Source organism: Thiomonas arsenitoxydans, assembly GCF_000253115.1.
In the GTDB taxonomy this organism is placed as follows: Bacteria; Pseudomonadota; Gammaproteobacteria; order Burkholderiales; family Burkholderiaceae_C; genus Thiomonas; species Thiomonas arsenitoxydans.
Window position 1 is genome coordinate 1,181,716 of sequence record NC_014145.1, and the last position, 18,544, is coordinate 1,200,259.

17 protein-coding genes and 1 tRNA gene are annotated in these 18,544 nt (G+C 65.8%); 10 read left to right on the forward strand and 8 right to left on the reverse strand.

Annotated elements, in window-relative coordinates; all coding sequences use genetic code 11:
- Position 1: 1 nt before the first annotated feature.
- On the reverse strand, positions 2-916 hold the full coding sequence (locus THI_RS05440; protein ID WP_231836401.1) for an AraC family transcriptional regulator: 915 nt from the start codon (positions 914-916) through the stop codon (positions 2-4).
- A 146-nt stretch (positions 917-1,062) separates the two neighbouring features.
- Between THI_RS05440 and THI_RS05445 the strand changes: the two genes are divergently transcribed.
- Positions 1,063-2,196 carry an MFS transporter gene (locus THI_RS05445; RefSeq protein WP_013105234.1) on the forward strand — a complete coding sequence of 378 codons (1,134 nt, stop codon included), beginning with the start codon at positions 1,063-1,065 and terminating at the stop codon, positions 2,194-2,196.
- Position 2,197: 1 nt separating this feature from the next.
- Here the strand turns inward: THI_RS05445 and THI_RS05450 are convergent, their stop codons facing one another.
- The 3 genes from THI_RS05450 to THI_RS05460 form a co-directional block, all read right to left on the reverse strand.
- On the reverse strand, positions 2,198-2,896 hold the full coding sequence (locus tag THI_RS05450; RefSeq protein ID WP_013105235.1) for a class I SAM-dependent methyltransferase: 699 nt from the start codon (positions 2,894-2,896) through the stop codon (positions 2,198-2,200).
- Between the two features lie 54 nt (positions 2,897-2,950).
- Positions 2,951-4,672 (reverse strand): AMP-binding protein, encoded by a 1,722-nt coding sequence (locus tag THI_RS05455; RefSeq protein ID WP_013105236.1) that lies wholly within the window; start codon positions 4,670-4,672, stop codon positions 2,951-2,953.
- 143 nt (positions 4,673-4,815) lie between these two features.
- Positions 4,816-5,670, reverse strand: coding sequence for a symmetrical bis(5'-nucleosyl)-tetraphosphatase (locus tag THI_RS05460; protein WP_013105237.1), 855 nt, complete (start codon positions 5,668-5,670; stop codon positions 4,816-4,818).
- Positions 5,671-5,771: 101 nt separating this feature from the next.
- Between THI_RS05460 and THI_RS05465 the strand changes: the two genes are divergently transcribed.
- From THI_RS05465 to THI_RS05475, 3 genes are read left to right on the forward strand one after another with little or no spacing between them, the layout of a single operon-like run.
- Positions 5,772-7,148: a phosphomannomutase/phosphoglucomutase gene (locus THI_RS05465; RefSeq protein WP_013105238.1), complete on the forward strand. Its 1,377-nt coding sequence runs from the start codon at positions 5,772-5,774 to the stop codon at positions 7,146-7,148.
- Entirely contained in the window at positions 7,145-8,197 is a 1,053-nt protein-coding gene (waaC, locus tag THI_RS05470; RefSeq protein WP_013105239.1) for a lipopolysaccharide heptosyltransferase I, read from the forward strand. The genes THI_RS05465 and waaC overlap by 4 nt, the downstream gene beginning before the upstream one ends.
- The gene (locus THI_RS05475) at positions 8,194-9,501 is read left to right on the forward strand and encodes a 3-deoxy-D-manno-octulosonic acid transferase (protein WP_013105240.1); all 1,308 of its coding nucleotides are present in this window, start codon (positions 8,194-8,196) and stop codon (positions 9,499-9,501) included. Before waaC ends, THI_RS05475 begins: the two co-directional genes overlap by 4 nt.
- Here the strand turns inward: THI_RS05475 and THI_RS05480 are convergent.
- A complete protein-coding gene (locus THI_RS05480) occupies positions 9,495-9,839 on the reverse strand; it encodes a rhodanese-like domain-containing protein (protein ID WP_013105241.1) in 345 nt (114 codons plus the stop codon). The genes THI_RS05475 and THI_RS05480 overlap by 7 nt on opposite strands.
- Before the next feature lie 185 nt (positions 9,840-10,024).
- Positions 10,025-10,675 carry a protein-L-isoaspartate O-methyltransferase family protein gene (locus THI_RS05485; protein WP_013105242.1) on the reverse strand — a complete coding sequence of 217 codons (651 nt, stop codon included), beginning with the start codon at positions 10,673-10,675 and terminating at the stop codon, positions 10,025-10,027.
- A gap of 200 nt (positions 10,676-10,875) precedes the next feature.
- On the opposite strand from THI_RS05485, the gene THI_RS05490 reads away from it, so the two are divergent.
- The 3 genes from THI_RS05490 to THI_RS05500 all read left to right on the forward strand — a co-directional run bounded on the left by THI_RS05490 (position 10,876) and on the right by THI_RS05500 (position 14,438).
- Positions 10,876-12,156 carry an Nramp family divalent metal transporter gene (locus THI_RS05490; RefSeq protein WP_013105243.1) on the forward strand — a complete coding sequence of 427 codons (1,281 nt, stop codon included), beginning with the start codon at positions 10,876-10,878 and terminating at the stop codon, positions 12,154-12,156.
- Between the two features lie 121 nt (positions 12,157-12,277).
- The gene (locus THI_RS05495) at positions 12,278-13,534 is read left to right on the forward strand and encodes an NRAMP family divalent metal transporter (protein ID WP_013105244.1); all 1,257 of its coding nucleotides are present in this window, start codon (positions 12,278-12,280) and stop codon (positions 13,532-13,534) included.
- Between the two features lie 55 nt (positions 13,535-13,589).
- Positions 13,590-14,438 carry an undecaprenyl-diphosphate phosphatase gene (locus THI_RS05500; RefSeq protein WP_013105245.1) on the forward strand — a complete coding sequence of 283 codons (849 nt, stop codon included), beginning with the start codon at positions 13,590-13,592 and terminating at the stop codon, positions 14,436-14,438.
- Between the two features lie 12 nt (positions 14,439-14,450).
- Here the strand turns inward: THI_RS05500 and trmB are convergent, their stop codons facing one another.
- Both trmB and THI_RS05510 read right to left on the reverse strand, forming a co-directional pair.
- Positions 14,451-15,161 (reverse strand): tRNA (guanosine(46)-N7)-methyltransferase TrmB, encoded by a 711-nt coding sequence (gene trmB / locus THI_RS05505; RefSeq protein WP_013105246.1) that lies wholly within the window; start codon positions 15,159-15,161, stop codon positions 14,451-14,453.
- 34 nt (positions 15,162-15,195) lie between these two features.
- A tRNA-Gly gene (locus tag THI_RS05510) sits at positions 15,196-15,269 on the reverse strand.
- A gap of 71 nt (positions 15,270-15,340) precedes the next feature.
- Here THI_RS05510 and THI_RS05515 point away from each other — a divergent pair.
- The 3 genes from THI_RS05515 to THI_RS05525 are packed head-to-tail and all read left to right on the forward strand — an operon-like array spanning position 15,341 to position 18,540.
- A complete protein-coding gene (locus THI_RS05515) occupies positions 15,341-15,880 on the forward strand; it encodes a DNA-deoxyinosine glycosylase (RefSeq protein ID WP_013105247.1) in 540 nt (179 codons plus the stop codon).
- Position 15,881: 1 nt separating this feature from the next.
- Positions 15,882-16,667: a class I SAM-dependent methyltransferase gene (locus THI_RS05520; RefSeq protein ID WP_013105248.1), complete on the forward strand. Its 786-nt coding sequence runs from the start codon at positions 15,882-15,884 to the stop codon at positions 16,665-16,667.
- Positions 16,668-16,704: 37 nt separating this feature from the next.
- Entirely contained in the window at positions 16,705-18,540 is a 1,836-nt protein-coding gene (locus tag THI_RS05525) for a type IV pilus assembly ATPase TfpB (RefSeq protein ID WP_013105249.1), read from the forward strand.
- Positions 18,541-18,544: the final 4 nt, after the last annotated feature.

Genomic DNA, 18,544 nt, shown 5'->3' on the forward strand with positions numbered 1-18,544 from the left:
TTTACCGAGTCGCTGTCGAGGACTTGCGGCTCTGGCGCGGCGACTGACCGAAATGCTGTCGATAGGCGCGGCTGAAGTGCGCAGGCTCGGTGAAGCCGCATTGATAAGCGACGGAGGCAATCGACACATGACGCGAGGCCGGGTGTTCAAGGAGCGCGCGGGCGGTCTCAAGCCTTCGGTGTTTCACCAGCCGGGAAAAGGTGATGCCGCGCAGCGATGCGAGCCGGTAGAGATATCGCTCTGAGATGCCCACAGCCCGCGCGCAGTCAGCGGGCGATAGGGCCGACGCATCGAACAGATGGGTTTCGACGTAGGACAGAACCTGCTGCCAGCGGGTGGCGTTCGGCGGTTTGGCCGGTTCGGCATCTCGCTCGATGCTGTAATAGGCCGCCGCGAACAGCCAGGGCAGCGCGAATCCCGCATACAGGCTGCTGACCGAACCTTGATCTGATGCGGGCAGCAGCGTGTGCAGACCGTATGAGGCGACGACTCTTGGCCGCAGAAGCTGCCGACGATCGCTTCTGGCCTGATGCCACAGCAAGGCGCCGCGCGGCATTCTCACGGCGATCAGACGGGCGGGCGTTTCGAAGACGATGCGCGAAGGTTGTTGCAGGTTGCGAAACGATAGATCACCGGCGCGAAAGCGCAGCGTGGCTCCTTTCTGCTCGATCACACCTTCGCCCTCGATGACGATATGGCTCAAGACGGTATCGCGAACATCCGCCGATAAAGCGGACAGATGCTGCGCGCTGTGCGTGATGATCTGCGGTTGCAAGGTCAGGGGCGTCATGCTCAACGCCCCTGCGAAAACCTCCTGCCCGATGTGTCCTCCCGGGCCAGGGCAGGTGAGGCTGGTGTGGCCTGGCACGAACCGGCGAGACAACAACTGCTCCCAGCTTGCAAGGTTGTGGGGCATGTCGCAGTTCGAGTGATCGCGCATGTGCAGTGTCATCCTTGAAAGGGGTGCGTGGGCAACCAAGTTTAAGGGTTGGCCGTACCTACTATGCAGCGGTCAGGCCATTCCTGGCGACACGCTCGAATGCTGCCTTTAGATGACGACCTATGCGCCGATGGACTCCCTTTGTCTTGCTGATGCCGTTTCAGTTCATTTTCGGGCTGATCTATTCCTGGGGAACGATTTCCCCGGCCATCCACGTCCAGAGTGGCTGGCCGCAGGCCACGCTTGATCTCGCGTTCTCGCTCACCCCGCTGGGTTTGCTTCCCGCCGTCATTCTGGCGGGGCGCGCGCTTCATCGCCTGGCGCCGAAGACGCTGCTGGCGTGGGCGCTGACCTGTTTCACCGTGGGCGGGGGCATCGGCCTTCTGACGGCCTCGCCCGTGGCGTTCATGCTGGGTTACAGCCTGCTGGCGCTGGGCGTCGGCGCGGGTTTGTCGACCGCCGCCTGCATCGCCCTGGTTTCGCGTCTTTACCCGCAGCGCCGCGGTTCTCTGGGTGGCGCGCTCCTGGCGCTCTATGGCATGTCGTCCGTGATCAGTGCGCCCTTGTTCGATGAGATCAACCGCCTCATAGGCTGGCGGCCCTCGCTTGCCGCGCTGCTCGGCTTGTATGCGGCCGTGGGGTGGATCGCTTGGGCCTTTCTGCCGGTGGCGCCCGCGGCGCCGAGGCGCCAAACGGACCCCCTGCCGCTGATGGTTCTGCTCAAGCAGCGACCCTTGCAATGGGCGCTGGTCATCGTTCTGATGGCCACTCCGCTGGGTTCCGCCTCTTTTGCCACAATCGGGCATCTCACCAAGGCCATCGGCGTCAGTTCGGCGCTGGGTGTGTTGGCGGTGTCTCTGATGGCCTTGGGCAACGGAGTGGGACGGCTGGGATTCGGGTTTCTGGCCGACTGGATTTCACCGCGCTTCAGTCGCGCGGCGGCGCTGGGCCTCAACGCGCTTGCCGCGCTTTTGTTGCTGGGGGTGTTGCACGGCTACGGCGTGGGGGCCTTTGCCGCCTATCCGCTGCTCATCGGCCTGGCCTTCGGCGGCATGGCGGGCAAGCTGCCTGCCTTGGCCGCGCATGTGGCCGAGCGCCACAGCGAGGCGGCGTTTGGCCTGCTGTTCGGCGCCTTTGCTTTCGCCAGTTTTCTCGGCCCTTTTTTGAGCGCTGGTCTTGGCATGCACTCCGCGCTGCAGGGGCTCGCCTTGTGCGCTCTCGCGGCGATGGGGCTTGGGTTGGTTGTGGCGAGGTGAATCAAACCGCTTGCTTTTGCAGCAGCCGCACGTGCATCGGGCGAGTGAAGTGCGCGCCGTCGGCGCGGCAATGCGGGTCGAAGGCGGCCTTGACGCGCTGCCGCAAATCGTCGGTGATCTGATGATCGGCGAAGCTGGGGTAGAGCATGCGCTGCTCGAAAGACTCCCAGTTGGGGAAGTGCGCGGGCATGTCGAAGCGGCGCTCGGCGGTCTGCTGCCATTGCCCGGTTGACAGGGCCCGGTCGAGCGCGGCCTGCGCTGCGGCGCGCACCGGGCCTTCGTCGTTGTAGAGCTTGACGATGTCGTTGAGCGCGCCTTCATAAACCGGCTCCGAGACGTAGAGCCAGCCGCCCGGACGCAGCACGCGCCAGGTTTCCGCCAGTGCGGTCTGCATGGCGCCCTGCGGAATGTGGTGCAGCGACTTGAGCATCAGCGCCAGATCGAAGCCGCAGTCCGCGGCCGGTATGGCCGTGGCGCTCTGCTGCACGAAGCGCAGCCGCGGTGCAAGCATTTCGGGCAGACGCGCCAGATTCTTGGCGTGCTGGACGGCATCGACTTCCAGCGCCAGCGCTTCGCAGGCCGGGCAGCACTGCAGCAGCTCGGTGAGCAGCCGGGCGCTACCGCAACCCAGTTCGATGACCTTCAGGCTGTTACCCAGCGGCACCAGTTCGGTCAGGACGTCGAGTTCGTTGTGGATCATGGGGGGGCTTGTGGGTGAGCAAGGCCGCGATTTTAGAGACGGAGCGCGGCGCTTTCAGCCCGGGAGATCGTCTTCGTAAAACTCCAGGTCGCCTCGCACCCCTGCCGCACGGTCGATTTCGATTTTGCGCAACTCAACCCGGCGAATCTTGCCCGAGATGGTCTTGGGCAGGTCGAAGAACTCGATGCGGCGGATGCGCTTGTAAGGCGCGGCGCGTTCGCGCACGAACAGCAGAATGTCTCGGGCCAGTTCGGCGCTGGGCGTAAAGCCGACGCGGCATGACACGAAGGCTTTGGGGATGGTCAGCCGCAGCGCATCCGGGCAGGGCACCACGGCGGCCTCGGCCACGGCGGGATGTTCGATCAGCAGGCTTTCCAGCTCGAACGGGCTGATGCGGTAGTCGGAGGACTTGAACACGTCGTCGGTGCGGCCAACGAAGGTGTAATAACCGTCGGCGTCGCGTTGCGCCACGTCGCCGGTGTGGTAGAGGCCGTCGTGCATGACCTGCGCGGTTTTCTCGGCATCGCCCGCATATTCGACCAGCAGACCGGTGGGGCGCGGCTCGGTCTCGACGCAGACTTCGCCTTCTTCCTCTGAGTTGCCGTCCACATCGACCAGGCGGATGCGGTAGCCCGGCATGGGGCGGCCCATGGCGCCGGGTTTGAGCGGCTGGCCGGGGCTGTTGCCGATGAGCGCACAGGTCTCGGTCTGGCCGTAGCCGTCGCGGATGGTGATGCCCCAGGCGGCGCGCACCCGCTCGATCACTTCCGGGTTGAGCGGCTCACCAGCGCCCACCAGTTCGCGCAGTTTGACCGGATAGCGCTTCAAATCTTCCTGAATGAGCATGCGCCACACCGTGGGCGGCGCGCACAGGGTGGTGATGCCGCAGCGCGACAGGGTTTGCAGCGTGGCCGCGGCGTTGAATCGGCTTTGGTTGAAGGCGAAGATCGCCGCGCCGGCGTTCCAGGGGGCGAAAAAACTGCTCCACGCGTGCTTGGCCCAACCGGGGGAGCTGATGTTCCAGTGCACATCGCCGGGCTGCAGGCCGATCCAGTACATCGTGGCCAGCGCACCCACGGGATAGCTTTGATGGGTGTGCAGCACCAGCTTGGGCTTGGAGGTGGTGCCGGAGGTGAAGTAGAGCAGCAGCGGATCGGTGGCGCGGGTGTCGGCCTCGGGCGCGAAGTCGGCGGCCGCTGTTTGCGCCCCGGCAAGCGCTGTCCAACCGATGGGCGCGCTGCCTGCGGTGAAACGGCCTTGTACCTGCGTCCAGATGGTTTGCGGCAGATCGTGGAATTTGGCGGTGTCGGCCGGCAGGCAGATCACATGCCGCACGCCGCCGCGGACGATGCGGTCTTGGAGGTCGGTGGGGGTGAGCAGGGTGGTGGCGGGAATCATCACCGCGCCGAGTTTGATGCAGGCGAGCATGGCGTCCCACAGCTCGATGCAGTTGGGCAGCATGAGCAGCACGCGGTCGCCGCGCGCCACGCCGCCCGCGCGCAGGAAGTTGGCCATGCGCGCCGAGCGCTGCGCCATGTCGGCAAAGCTGTAGCGCGCCTCGCTGCCGTCTTCTTCCACGATCCACAGCGCAATCGCGTCATTGCCTTGGGCCATTGGATCGAAATAATCGAGCGCCCAGTTGAAGCGGTCGAGCGCGGGCCAGCGGAAATCGGCGTAGGCGCGGGCGTATTCGGTGCGGTGGCGCTGCAGCAGGTCGCGCGCCTGCACAAAACCGGCATGGGCGCCGGGGTGGCTGATGGGATGGCTGATCTGCATCGAAGTCTCCTGATGTTGTTATGCGCCCACTTTAGCCCGCACCGCTGAGGCGGGCCAGCGGGAAAGCACAGAGGTCGACAGTCAGGTCGATGTCAGTTATCCCCCTCGGGGCGGCTTGCGCAGCAAGCCAGGGGCCTTGCAGCTCAGTCCGGCATGGGCGCCAGGCTGCGGGTGCAGGGGATCTGGGTGATGTCCAGCCAAGGCTGACCCGCGGGCGGCAGCTTCAATGCGCTGAGCGCGCCGCCCCACAGGCAGCCGCTGTCCAGGCATAGCGCGTTGTGTTCCCAGCGCAGGCCCAGGGTGGACCAATGGCCGAAGGCGATGGGAGTCTGCGCGGTCTCGCGCTGCGGCAGGGCGAACCAGGGCAGGAGTTCGGAGGAGGCGCCGTTGGCGCTGGCCTGCTTGTTGTGAAAATCCAGTCGTCCCCGATTCGGGCCGCTGGCCTGCAGAAAACGGGCGCGGGTGAGGGTGTTGACCACGATGCGCAGACGGTCGAACCCCGCCAGACTCTCGCTCCATTCGTCGGGCTGATTGCCGAACATCACGCGCAGGAAATCGACGTAATCGGGCGCGCGCAGGCGGCGCTCCACCTCGGCGGCGAGTTGCACGGTTTTGTCGGCCGACCATTGCGGCAACACCCCGGCGTGCACCAGCAGCCAGCCACGCTCCATCAGCGCCAGCGGGCGGCGGCGCACCCAGTCGATCAGCTCCGTGCGCCGTGGTGATTGCAGGATGTCGTCGAGCGTGTCGCTGCGATGCGCCTTGCGCACGCCATGCGCCACGGCCAGCAGATGCAGGTCGTGATTGCCCAGCAGACATTGCGCGCTGTCGCCCAGCGCCATCAGCCGCTCCATGCTGGCGAGCGACTGCGGGCCGCGATTGACCAGGTCGCCCAGCACGATGAGCCGGTCGTGCGCCGGGTCGAACTGCAGCGCGTCGAGCAGGGCGTCGAAGGCGTCGGCGCAGCCTTGCACATCGCCGATCAGGTACGTTGCCAAAGCCTCTCCCTAAAATGCGTGGTTTACCAAACGCATCATCGTAATGACGCAAGTTGACGCTTGCGCGCTCTTCTCGACAATGCATCTCACCGGAGCCCCGCATGGCGCAGCTCGATCCCACGATTTTCAAGGCCTACGACATTCGCGGCATCGTTGGCAAAACGCTGACCGAGGACGCCTGCCGCGCGATCGGCCAGGCCTTCGCCACGCTGGCGCGGCGCAATGGCGAGACGGCGGTGAATATCAGCCGCGACGGGCGTCTATCCGGCCCGGCGCTGGCGCAGGCGCTTAGCGACGGTTTGCGCGCCGGGGGCGTGGACGTGATCGATCTGGGCATGAACGCCACGCCCATGCTGTATTACGCCTGCGCCACCACGCCGGTGGTCAGCGGCATTCAGATCACCGGCAGCCACAATCCGCCCGAGTACAACGGTCTGAAAATGGTGCTCGGCGGCAATGCCCTGTTCGGCGAGCAGATTCAGGAATTGCTCGCGCTGACCCGCAGCGAAGCCTTCGCACAAGGACAAGGTAGCGCGCGGCAGGCCTCCATCGTCGAGGACTATCTGGGCCGCATCGAAGGCGACATCAAGCTGGCGCGGCCGATGAAAGTGGTGGTCGATTGCGGCAACGGCGTTTCAGGCGCTTTTGCGCCGCGCTTGCTGCGCAGCCTGGGCTGCGAGGTGGTGGAGTTGTACTGCGAAGTCGATGGCACCTTTCCCAACCATCATCCCGACCCCGCCGATCCGCGCAACCTCGAAGATCTCATCCGCACCGTGCTCGACACCGGCGCCGAACTGGGGCTGGCGTTTGATGGCGACGGCGACCGTCTCGGCGTGGTCACGCCCAGTGGGGCCGTCATCTGGCCCGATCGCCAGCTCATGCTCTACGCCGCCGATGTGCTGGAGCGCCATCCCGGCGCGCCCATTCTGTTCGACGTGAAATGCACCGCGCAGCTGCCCGCCTGGGTGCGTCGGCATGGCGGCGAGCCGGTGATGGGCCGCACCGGGCATTCGCTGGTCAAGGCCAAGATGAAAGAAATCGACGCGCCGCTGGCTGGCGAGATGAGCGGCCACATCTTTTTCAAGGATCGCTGGTACGGCTTCGACGACGCGCAGTATGGTGCGGCGCGGCTGCTGGAAATTCTTTCTCGTGCCGAGAATGCGGGGGCCGTGCTCGAAGCCCTGCCCGATTCCGTCTCCACCCCGGAGCTGAAGCTGCAGACGGCCGAGGGCGCCAACTTCACGCTGTGCGAGCGTTTGCAGCGAGAGGGCCGCTTTCCCGGCGCTTCGAATATTTCCACCATCGACGGCGTGCGTGCCGACTACGCCGATGGCTTCGGCTTGGCGCGGCCCTCCAACACGACGCCCTGCGTGGTGCTGCGATTCGAGGGCGCTGATGCAGCGGCGCTGGCGCGGATTCAGGCCGAGTTCCGCGCCGCGTTGCTGGCGCTCGATGCTTCGTTGATACTGCCATTTTGACCACGGTATTGAATCCGTCCACACCGCCCTTGCGCGTGCTGATCGTCAAGACCAGCTCGATGGGCGATGTGGTGCACGCGCTGCCGGTGGTGCACGACATCCTGGCCGCGCATCCGGGGGCGAAAATCGACTGGCTGGTCGAGGAGGCCTACGCCGACATCGTGCGCGCCCATTCCGGGGTCAGGCGAGTGATTCCGCTGGCGCTGCGGCGCTGGCGCAAGCAGTTCTGGCGCCCAGAAATTCGGCAGGAATGGCGGGAGTGGAAGGCTGGTTTGCGCGCCGAGACCTATGACGCCGTGATCGATTTGCAAGGGCTGGTGAAAAGCGCCCTCATCGCCCGGCTGGCGCGCGGGCCGCTCTATGGCCTGTCGTGGGGCAACGCACGCGAGGCGCTCGCGCCCTTGTTCTACGCCCATCGTCAGAAGACCGACTTGCATCGCACCGAGGCTGCTGTGCCGCGCTACCGGGCGCTGGTCGCCTGGGCCTTGCGCTATGCCCCGCAGGGCAAGCCGCAATACGGCCTGAGCCTGCAGGCCGAGCGCCCCGCATGGCTGGCTGGCGATGCACCCTATGCCTTGCTGCTAAGCGCCACCGCCAAAGACCGCAAGCTGTGGGAGGAAGCGCGCTGGGTCGCTCTGGGTCGAGCGCTTGCGGCGCAAGGTCGGATCGGGGTGTTCGCCTGGGGCAATGCAGCCGAGCGTGCCCGCGCTGAGCGTCTGGCCGAGTCGGTGAATGCCGCAGCGTCCGACGTCACGATGACACGCGCTTGCGTTGCCCCCGCTGCCTTCGGCCTAGCCGAATGGATGCGGGTGTTGCGTGCGGCCAGCGTGGTGGTTGGAGTCGATACCGGTCTGCTCTATCTCGCTGCCGCAGTGGGCACGCCCGCGGTGGCTGTTTACACCGGCTCGTCGCCGCATAGTGTGGATTTCGAGTCGGCGGGGCCCTGGCGCAGTCTGGGTGACACCGGCCAGCAGCCTGCTGTGGACGAGGTGCTGAATGCCACGCGGGACGTGCTGGCAGCGGCTGCGAATCGCCGCTCCCCGGCATGAAACTGACCTTGCGGGTTTATGGCCTGCTCTGGCGGCTGGTTTTGCCCTTTGCCTTGCTGCGGCTATGGTGGCGCGGCCGCGCCGAGCCGCTGTATCGGCAGTATTGGGCAGAGCGGCTGGGATGGTTCAACGGCAAGTCGGCTTCTGCGACAACTGCGGGGCCGCGGATCTGGGTACATGCGGTGTCTCTGGGCGAAACCCGCGCCGCTGCGCCGCTGATCGAGGCGCTGCGCGAGAAGTTGCCGCAGATGCAGCTTTTGCTGACGCATATGACCGCCACTGGCCGCGCCGCCGGGGCTGAGCTGCTGCAGCCCGGCGATGTGCAGGTCTGGCTGCCGTATGACCTGCCGGGGCCGATGCGGCGTTTTCTGCGCCGGTTTCAGCCGCGTGCGGCGGTGCTGATGGAAACCGAGGTGTGGCCGAATCTGGCCGAGCAATGTCGCGCAGCCGGGGTGCCGGTGCTGCTGACTAATGCACGGCTGAGCGCGCGCAGTGCGAGCCGTTGGCAGCGCTGGCCGTCCTTGGCGCGCGTGGCCTGGGGCGGCTTGTACGCTGCGGCGCAAACGCCGGAAGATGCACGGCGCATTCAGGCGCTGGGAGCGGCGCAGGCGACGAGTCTGGGTAATCTGAAGTTCGACATGCGACCCGACCCCGCGCTGATGCAACTCGGCGAACAGTGGAAGGCGGCTGCTGCGCGCCCAGTGTTGCTGCTGGCGTCCACCCGCGAGCAGGGCGGGCAGAGCGAGGAGGCGTTGCTGCTGGCCGCGCTGCCTTTGGCGCTGGCGCAGCGGGCACTGCTAGTTTGGGTGCCGCGCCATCCGCAGCGCTTCGATGCGGTCGCGCAACTTCTCGCGGGTCAAGGCCACGCCGTGCAGCGCCGCAGCATGGGGGCCCCGACGGCCGAGACTGCCGTGTGGCTGGGCGACTCACTGGGCGAGATGGCGGCTTACTACGCCATGGCCGATGCGGCGTTCATCGGCGGCAGCCTGCTGCCGCTGGGCGGGCAGAACCTGATCGAAGCCTGCGCTTGCGGCTGCCCCGTGGTGCTGGGGCCGTCGCAGTTCAACTTCGCTGCAGCGGCTCAGGCAGCGATCGACGGCGGGGCCGCAGTGCAGGCGGCGGATGCGGCGCAGGTGTGGGCGGCTTTTGCGCGTTGGCTCGACGACCCGCCTTTGCGGCAACAGGCGAGCCAGAGCGCCCGCGCCTTCGCCGCGGCGCACCAGGGCGCGGCGCAGCGCCAGGCGGATTGGATTGTGGAGAACGCGGGGAAGGCGCTTTCGCAGCGCCCGGAAGCGGATCAGTAAATCGGCACCGAAGGGTCGATTTCGCGCGACCAGGCGGTCATGCCACCGTTGAGGTTGTACAACTCGCCGAAGCCGTTTTGCTCCAGAAAACGGGCGATCATCATGCTGCGGTTGCCGCTGCGGCAGATGACGACCAGCGGCTTGCTCTGATCGAGCTCGTTTTGCCGCAGGGGCACGATACTCATGGGGATGTGGGTCACGGGGCAGTGCGGATGCTTGATCGCCGCCATTTGAAATTCCCAGGGCTCGCGCACGTCGAGGAATTGCCAATCGGTGATGGGGGCGGTGGCGGCTTCGATCTTGTCGGCTAGTTCGCGCACGCTGAGTTGCTTGATCATCAGGGAGTCCTTGTTTTGTCAGAGGGTGTGAATGAGTCCGGCGTGACAGAGCAGTGCACCCAGAGGGTTCCAGTCAAGGCGCAAAGCACAGCCGTGCCCGTCGGCACGGCGCGCATTTGCAACGCCGAGTGGGACGCTTTGGGCGCGATGAGCGGGCATGGCGGAGTCATTCACACCCTCTCTGTTCAGAATTGGAAGCGCGACGGCTCGGGGAAATGCTCCAGCCGCGTGGCCACGGTATCGAACAGATCGCGGGTGCGGAAGTCGGTGGCGGTGGCGCGGGTGACGATCTGCGCGCGCATCACGGGTTCGTCGCCGACGATGGCCGCCAGCCGCCCGCCCGGTTTGAGGCGTTGCAGCAGGTCTTGCGGAATTTGCGCGACCGAGCCGGAGAGCACGATCACATCGAATTCGGCGCTTTTGGCGTAGTGCGCGCCATCGGCCTGCTCGACGGTGACGTTGTTCATGCCGGCGCGCTGCAGGTTGGCGCGCGCCATGGTCACCAGTTCTTCATGAATTTCCAGGGTCTGCACCGCAGCGGCGCGGTGGCCGAGCAGCGCGGCCATGAAGCCGCTGCCCGCGCCGATTTCGAGCACCCATTCATCCTTGCGCACCGCGAGTTCTTGCAGGATGCGCGCCTCTACCTTGGGGGCGAGCATGTTCTGGCCGCAGGGCAGGGGAATTTCGGTGTCCATGAAGGCCAGACCGCGATAGGCCGCGGGCACGAAGTCTTCGCGGCGCACGCTGCCCAGCAGTTCGAGGATGCCGGCGTCCAGCACATTCCAGGGACGGATCTGCTGCTCGATCATGTTGAAACGGGCTTGCTCGATGCTCATGGGTTCTCCGCAACGCAGGGTGAAAGTGCCACAGTTTAATTTGTGATGCAAAACCGGCGGGCGGTGCGGTGTCTGCCGAAGAGCAAATTTCGCGCCGGTTGCCGCATTGTTCCGCGCTAAGACTTCCATATTCAAATCCAATTAGAAAGTTACGGTAATTGACATAAATTATCGAAAAGACGTTCAGCAGGGAGAAGGTCATGTCGTATGCCTCCACACTCGATCAACGCACCGCTCAGGCCGCGCATGTCGCCCTGAGCGGAGACCCAAAAAGCGTGCAGGGGCTGCGGCGAATCTTGCCTTTTATTGGCCCGGCGGTGGTGGCCTCGGTGGCGTATGTCGATCCGGGCAACTTCGCCACCAACATTCAGGCGGGCGCGCAGCATGGCTACACCCTGCTGTGGGTGGTGCTCTGGGCCAATCTGGCGGCGATTCTGGTGCAGGGTCTGTCGGCCAAGCTGGGCATCGCCACCGGACGCAATTTGCCGGAACTCATCCGCGAGCGTTTCCCGCGCAAGCTGGTGTGGTTTTACTGGGTGCAGGCCGAGATCGTGGCGATGATGACCGATCTGGCGGAGTTTCTCGGCGCGGCGCTGGCGCTGCATCTGCTGTTCGGCCTGCCCATGGGGGCTTCGGTGCTGGCGGCGTTTGTCGTGGTGATGGGCATTCTGACGCTGGAGCGCAAGGGTTTTCGTCCGCTGGAACTGGTGGTGGCCGCGCTGGTGGGAGTGATTGCGCTGGGCTACGGCCTGCAACTGGCGCTGAGCCATCCGGCCTTGCTGCCCATCCTCCAAGGCACGCTGAGGCCGAGTTTCGGCGGCAGCTCCGATGCGGTGTATCTGGCCGTGGGCATTCTGGGGGCGACCGTCATGCCGCACGTCATCTATCTGCATTCCAGCCTGACGCAGCGGCGCATTCAGGTGCCGGTTCAGCGCAGGGCGCTGCTGATGCGTTTCGCCTGGAAGGACGTGATGCTGGCGATGGGGCTGGCCGGTCTGATCAATATGGCCATGCTGGCGGTGGCTGCGGCCACCTTTCATCAGCAGGGCCTCGCGGCCAATGATCTGAGCGAGGCCTATCGCACTCTCACGCCGATGCTGGGCGCTGGGGCGGCCACGGTGTTCGCCCTGGCGCTGCTGGCCAGCGGCATTTCGAGCAGTGTGGTGGGCACGATGGCGGGGCAGGTGGTGATGCAGGGGCTGGTGGGTTTCACCGTGCCGCTGTGGGTGCGCCGTCTGGTCACCAGCTTGCCGGCTGTCGGGGTGGTGATGTTGGGCATCGATCCGACGCGCACGCTGGTGTTTTCGCAGGTGGTGCTGTCGTTCGGCATTCCCTTCGCACTCGTGCCCTTGCTGCTGTTCACCTCCAACCGGGGTTTGATGGGCGAATTGGTCAATCGGCCGACGGTGCGCTGGGTTGGGTGGGCGGTGACGGCGCTGATCATCGCACTGAATGCGCTATTGCTGTGCAAGCTGATTTGATGGTTGGCGAAGAACGAAAGAAGTGTGAGCAGGAGTAAATGCGATTGAATTACAAATAAAAGTGAATAGCATTTGCTGCATAAGCCTTCGCGCCAGCGTGGGCAGATGAGAGGCAAATGCCATGTCCGCAAGTTCCACCCTGCCACAGCCCGGCCCCCGGGCGCTGTCACGACTGGCCATTTTTCTGGCCGTGCTCGGCCCGGGGCTGGTGGTCATGCTGGCCGATACCGATGTCGGCAGCGTGATTACCGCGGCGCAAAGCGGGGCGCAGTGGGGCTACCAGTTGCTCAGCTTGCAGCTGGTGCTTATCCCCATTCTGTATGTGGTGCAAGAGCTCACCGTGCGGCTGGGCATTTTCACCGGCAAGGGGCATGGCGAGCTGATTCGCGAAACCTTCGGAGCGCGCTGGGCCTGGGTGTCAGTGGCGGGCCTGGCGGTGGCTTCGGTCGGGGCCATCATCACCGAGTTTTCGGGGGTGGCCGGGGTCGGGGCGCTGTTCGGCGTGCCGCGCGGCTGGAGTCTCGGTCTGGCGGCGTTCTTTCTGCTGGCGGTGGTGTGGACGGGGTCTTACCGCCGGGTGGAGCGCATTGCCATCGCGCTCGGGCTGTTCGAACTGGTGTTCGTCTGGGTGGCGTTTCGCGCGCCCATCGATGGCGCGCAGGTGTTGCAGGGGCTGGGCCATGTGCCGGTGCAGCATCCGGCGTACTGGTATTTGGTGGCGGCCAATATCGGCGCGGTCATCATGCCGTGGATGGTGTTCTATCAACAGTCCGCCGTGGCCGACAAAGGGCTCAAGCCGGAGCAATACACCGCTGCCCGCTGGGACACGGCGGTGGGCGCCGTGCTTACCCAGCTCATCATGGCGGCGGTGCTGATGGTGACCGCAGCGGTGTTATGGAGTGGGCACAGCACCGCGCCGCTCAACACCGTGGGGCAAATTGCGCAGGCGCTTACCCCGACGCTGGGCGAGACGCTGGGGCGCACCGTATTTGGCCTGGGCATTCTGGGCGCAGCCATGGTGGCTGCCATCGTGGTGGCGCTGGCGGCGGCCTGGGGGTTTGGCGAAGTCACCGGCTACAAGCACTCGCTGGAACTGCATCCGGCACAGGCGCCGTGGTTCTACACCGTGTTCAGCGCGGGGGTGATCGGCGGGGCGCTGGTGGTGGCCTTCGTGCCCGATCTGGTCGCCCTGTCCATCGGGGTGGAAGTGATGAACGCCTTGATGCTGCCGCTGGTGCTGGGGTTCCTGGTGGCGTTGGCCACCAAGGCACTGCCCCCAGAGCATCGCCTGCGCGGCGCGTACTTCTGGGTGGTCGTCGCCGTGGTGGTGCTGACCGCTGGTTTAGGGGTGTACGGGGGGCTGAGCAGCCTGGTGTGAGCCCTTTTGACGCAAAGTTTGCGCATAATCACAACCTTTTGTCACAAGGGTCAGCATGGACGCGCATTCCGCCATCGTGGTGGTGATTCTCGGCTTGGTCGAGGGCCTCACCGAATTTCTGCCGATTTCCTCCACCGGCCACCTCATTCTCGCCGCCAGCCTGCTGGGCTGGGTGAGCGACAAGGCCAAGGTGTTTGAAATCGCGATTCAAAGCGGCGCCATTCTGGCGGTGATGTGGCATTACCGCATGCGCATCGGCGAAGTGCTCACCGGACTGACCGCAGCCGAACCCGCGCGGCGCAGCACCGCCTGGCGCTTTGCGATCAATGTGATCATCGGCTTCATTCCCGCTGCCATTCTGGGCTTGCTGTTTGCCAGCGCCATCAAACGCTGGCTGTTCGCACCCGCGCCGGTGGCGCTGGCTTTTATCGTTGGCGCCTTGGTGATCTTCTGGGCTGAAGCCTGGCAGAAGCGGTCGGCGCAGCATGTGCGCATTCACCATGTCGATGACATGCGTGCGAGCGACGCGCTGAAGGTCGGCATCGCGCAGGCGTTTGCGCTCATTCCCGGCACCAGCCGCTCGGGTGCTTCGATTATTGGCGGCATGTTGTTCGGCCTCAGCCGCGCGGCCGCCACCGAGTTCTCCTTCTTCCTCGCCATTCCCACCCTGCTGGCTGCCACGGTGTACGAGCTTTACAAAAATCGCGCTCTGCTCAGCCTGAGCGATGTGCCCACCTTCGGCCTCGGTATGGCGGTGGCGTTTGTCTCGGCGCTGATGGTGGTGCGCTGGTTGCTGCGCTATGTGGGCGGGCACAGCTTCGTGCCCTTCGCCTGGTACCGGGTGGTATTCGGCGCGCTGGTGCTGGTCACCGCCTGGGGCGGCTGGGTGAACTGGTCTGGATGAAGTCCGGCGGGTTCACCGGGTGGTGAACACCAGATCCCAGACGCCGTGGCCGAGATTGAGACCGCGGCGCTCGAATTTGCTCACCGGGCGCCAGTCCGGGCGCGGGGCGTAATCAGCGGCCGTGTTGACAAGTCCCGGCTCGGCGCGCAACACCTCCAAGATGTGCTCGGCGTAGGGCTGCCAGTCGGTGGCGCAGTGCAGATAGCCGCCCGGGCGCAGACGGCTGATGGCCAGCCGCACGAATTCCGGCTGGATCAGGCGCCGCTTGTGGTGCCGCTTTTTCGGCCACGGATCGGGAAAGTAGATGTGCAGTCCGTCCAGGCTGTACGGCGCGATCATGTGCCGCAGCACCTGCACCGCGTCATGCTGCACGATGCTCAGATTGCTGAGCTTGGCGGCGTCGATGCGCTGCAGCAGCGCGCCCACGCCAGGCGGATGCACTTCCACGCCGATGAAATCCGTCTCGGGCTTTGCTGCGGCGATCTGCGCCGTGGCGTCGCCCATGCCGAAGCCGATTTCGAGCACCCGCGGCGCGGCGCGGCCGAATACGGCGGACCAATCGGTGACGGCGTCGGCATAAGGCACGATCCAGCGCGGCCCCAATTCCGCCAGCGCGCGCGTCTGCGCCTCGGTGGTGCGCCCGGCGCGCAGCACAAAGCTGCGGATGCCGCGTTGCCGGAGCGCGTCGGCGTCGTCTGTTGCGGGGTTTTGGTCAGCCGTCATGGCGAAAAAAATCCGGCTCAGGCCGGAGATGTTTTGGAGCGGGTGAAGGGAATCGAACCCTCGTATGCAGCTTGGGAAGCTGCCGTTCTACCATTGAACTACACCCGCAGTGCGACAAAGCAGGCGATTATAGGCAGGTGCTTGGTGGCGGCCATGGCGGCAGGGGCGACAATGACGGCATGGCTCGTTCGTCCGCTTCCGCCCTTGCTTCTGTTGTGCCGTCGGCGCCGATGCTGCGGGGGCTGGCGCCCGCGGTGCGGGGCGATTGCCGTCTGCTGGTGCTGGGCAGCTTCCCGAGCGTCGCCTCGTTGCAGGCGCAGCAGTATTACGCACATCCGCGCAATCAGTTCTGGCCCATCGTGGGCGATTTGTTCGGGCTGGAACTGATGCAGCGGCCCTACGCGCAGCGCATCGAGGCGGTCTGCGAGCGCGGGCTGGGCATCTGGGACGTGTACGCCCACTGTCGCCGCGAGGGCAGTCTGGACAGTGCCATTGCGGATGCGCTGCCCAATGATCTGCCCGCCCTCGTGGCGCGTCTGCCTTCGCTGCAACTCATCGCGCACAACGGGGGCGAATCGGCCCGCGCCATGCGCATCACCCGCAGCCTCGGCCCCGAGGTGCGCCGTCTGCCTTCCACCAGCCCGGCGAATGCGAGCTGGAGTCTGGAGCGCAAGCGTGCCGCCTGGCGCGAGGCATTCATCGCTGCAAATCTCATTTGATATGGCCCGTAAACCCACCTTTCCCCAACCCACCCTTTCCGAAGAAGATGGCGTGCGTCATTTGCATCTGGGCACGCCCTGGATTCAGGGCAGCATGCGCATCGCCCGTCCCAACGATCTCGAACTGGAGTATGTGCAGCGCATGATGGCCTGGATGCTGCTCGCGCCCGACGCGGCCTGGCGCGGCGGAACGGCAGTGCAGCTCGGGCTGGGCGCTGCGGCGATCACCAAATTCATGCTCAAGCGCTTGCGGCTGCCCTGCGTAGCGGTGGAGCTGAATCCGGGCGTCATCCTGGCCGCGCATCGCTGGTTTGCGCTGCCCGAGCCGGGCGGCAAGTTGCAAGTGCTGTGCGCGGATGCCGGCGCGTATGCGGCCGACCCCGCCCATGCGGGCAGTGCGGCGGTGTTGCATGTGGACATGTACGACGAGCAAGCCGCAGCCCCCGCGCTGGAGTCTGCCGAGTTTTATGCCGCGTGCCGCCAACTGCTGGGCGAGCAGGGGGTGATGGCGGTCAATCTGTTCAGCGGGCCGGGTCATGTGCGCGTGCTGGAGCGCAACCTGCAGCGCATCGTCGCGGCGTTCAACCAGCCGGGCGACAGCGTGTGGCAGCTACCGCCCAACCGCGACGGTAACCTCATCGCCATCGCCCTGCGCGACGCCACGCAGGCACGGCTGCCCACCCGTGCGCAGTTGCTGGAGCGCGCCGATGCCGTGGCGGAGCGCACCGGCGGCCTGCCGGCGCGGCGCTGGGCGCGCTTGCTCAAGCGCCTGCATCCGGCGCGTTAACACGGCGTCACAAGGGGCTGTCCTACACTCGGTTTTTATGGACGTTCCCCGCACTCCCACTCGCTCGGCCGACCCTTCCGCCCCGCCCAAGGCGCGATCTGCACCGGGTGCGCCGCCTGCGGCGCAGGGTCGACTCGATTGGCGCGAACTGCTGCAGTGGCTGGAGGCCGACGGCCTGATTGACGCGGCTGCTGGCCGCTACGGCTGGGAGCGCTGCGCTCACGCCAGCGGCAAGCTGCATGCGCTGCAGCGCGTGGCGCTGGCCGGGCTCAAGCGTCTGAGCGACGGCCGCACGCTCGATCTGGATGTGCTGACCGAATGGCTGGCGCAGCGTGCCAATCTGCCGTATTTGCGCGTCGATCCGCTGAAGGTGGAGATCAGCAAGATCGGCGATCTCATGTCCACCAGCTACGCCGAGCGCCACCGCATTCTGCCCGTGGCGGCCTCCACCGAGGCGGTCACCATCGCCACCTGCGAGCCGTTCGACCGCGGCTGGGTGCCCGAGATGGAGCGCATGCTGCGCCGCCCCATCGAACTGCGGGTCGCCAGCCCGGCCGACATCACCCGCTACACGGTGGAGTTTTTCAACCTCGCGCGCTCGGTCAAACATGCGCAGAAAAACGGCAGCACCGGCGGGGTTAACCAGTTCGAGCAGTTGGTGGAACTGGGCCGCAGCGGCAAGGCGCTCGACGCCAACGACGCCGGCGTGGTGCAGGTGGTCGATTGGCTGTGGCAATACGCCTTCGAGCAGCGCGCCTCCGACATCCACCTCGAGCCGCGGCGCGACATGGGGGTGATCCGGTTTCGCATCGACGGTGTGCTGCACACGGTTTATCAGGTGCCCGGTTCGGTGATGGGCGCGATGACCAGCCGGGTCAAGCTGCTCGGCCGCATGGACGTGGTCGAAAAGCGCCGTCCGCAAGATGGCCGCATCAAGACCCGTCGACCTTCGGGCGACGAGGTGGAGCTGCGCCTGGCCACCATGCCCACGGCGTTTGGCGAAAAACTCGTGATGCGCATCTTCGATCCCGACGTGGTCGTGCGCGATATGCCCGCCCTCGGCTTTCCGGCGCACGAAGCGCGCGACTGGCAGCGCCTGACCCATCAGCCCAACGGCGTCATCCTCGTCACCGGGCCGACTGGCAGCGGCAAGACCACCACGCTGTATTCCACCCTCAAGCGCCTGGCTACCGAGGAGGTGAACGTCTGCACCGTGGAAGACCCGATCGAGATGGTCGAGCCCGCGTTCAACCAGATGCAGGTGCAGCCCGCCATCGACCTCAGCTTTGCCGAAGGCCTGCGCGCCTTGATGCGGCAAGATCCCGACATCATCATGGTCGGCGAAATCCGCGACCGCGAGACTGCCGACATGGCGGTGCAGGCCGCGCTCACCGGGCATCTGGTGCTGTCCACCCTGCACACCAACGACGCGCCGTCGAGCATCACCCGCCTGCTCGAACTCGGCGTGCCGTCCTACCTCGCCAGTGCCACCTTGCTCGGCGTGCTCGCGCAGCGCCTGGTGCGCACGCTATGCCCGCATTGCAAGCAGCCCGACGACGCCTTCGACCAAGAGGCCTTTCGCGCGGCCGTGGCGCCGTGGAAAACGCAATCTGAGGTGCGCCCCTACAAACCCATGGGCTGCGTGGAATGTCGCAACACCGGTTATCTCGGCCGCATCGGCCTGTATGAGCTGCTGAGTTGCAGCGAGGCGCTGCGGGCGCTGCTGGTGCGCAGCCCGGAACTCGGGCCGCTGCGCGCGCAGGCCATCAAAGACGGCATGAAGCCGCTGCGCCTGGCTGGCGCCATCAAGGTGGCCGAAGGCGTCACCACCCTCGACGAAGTGCTGCGCGCCACCCCCGATCCACAACGCTGACCCC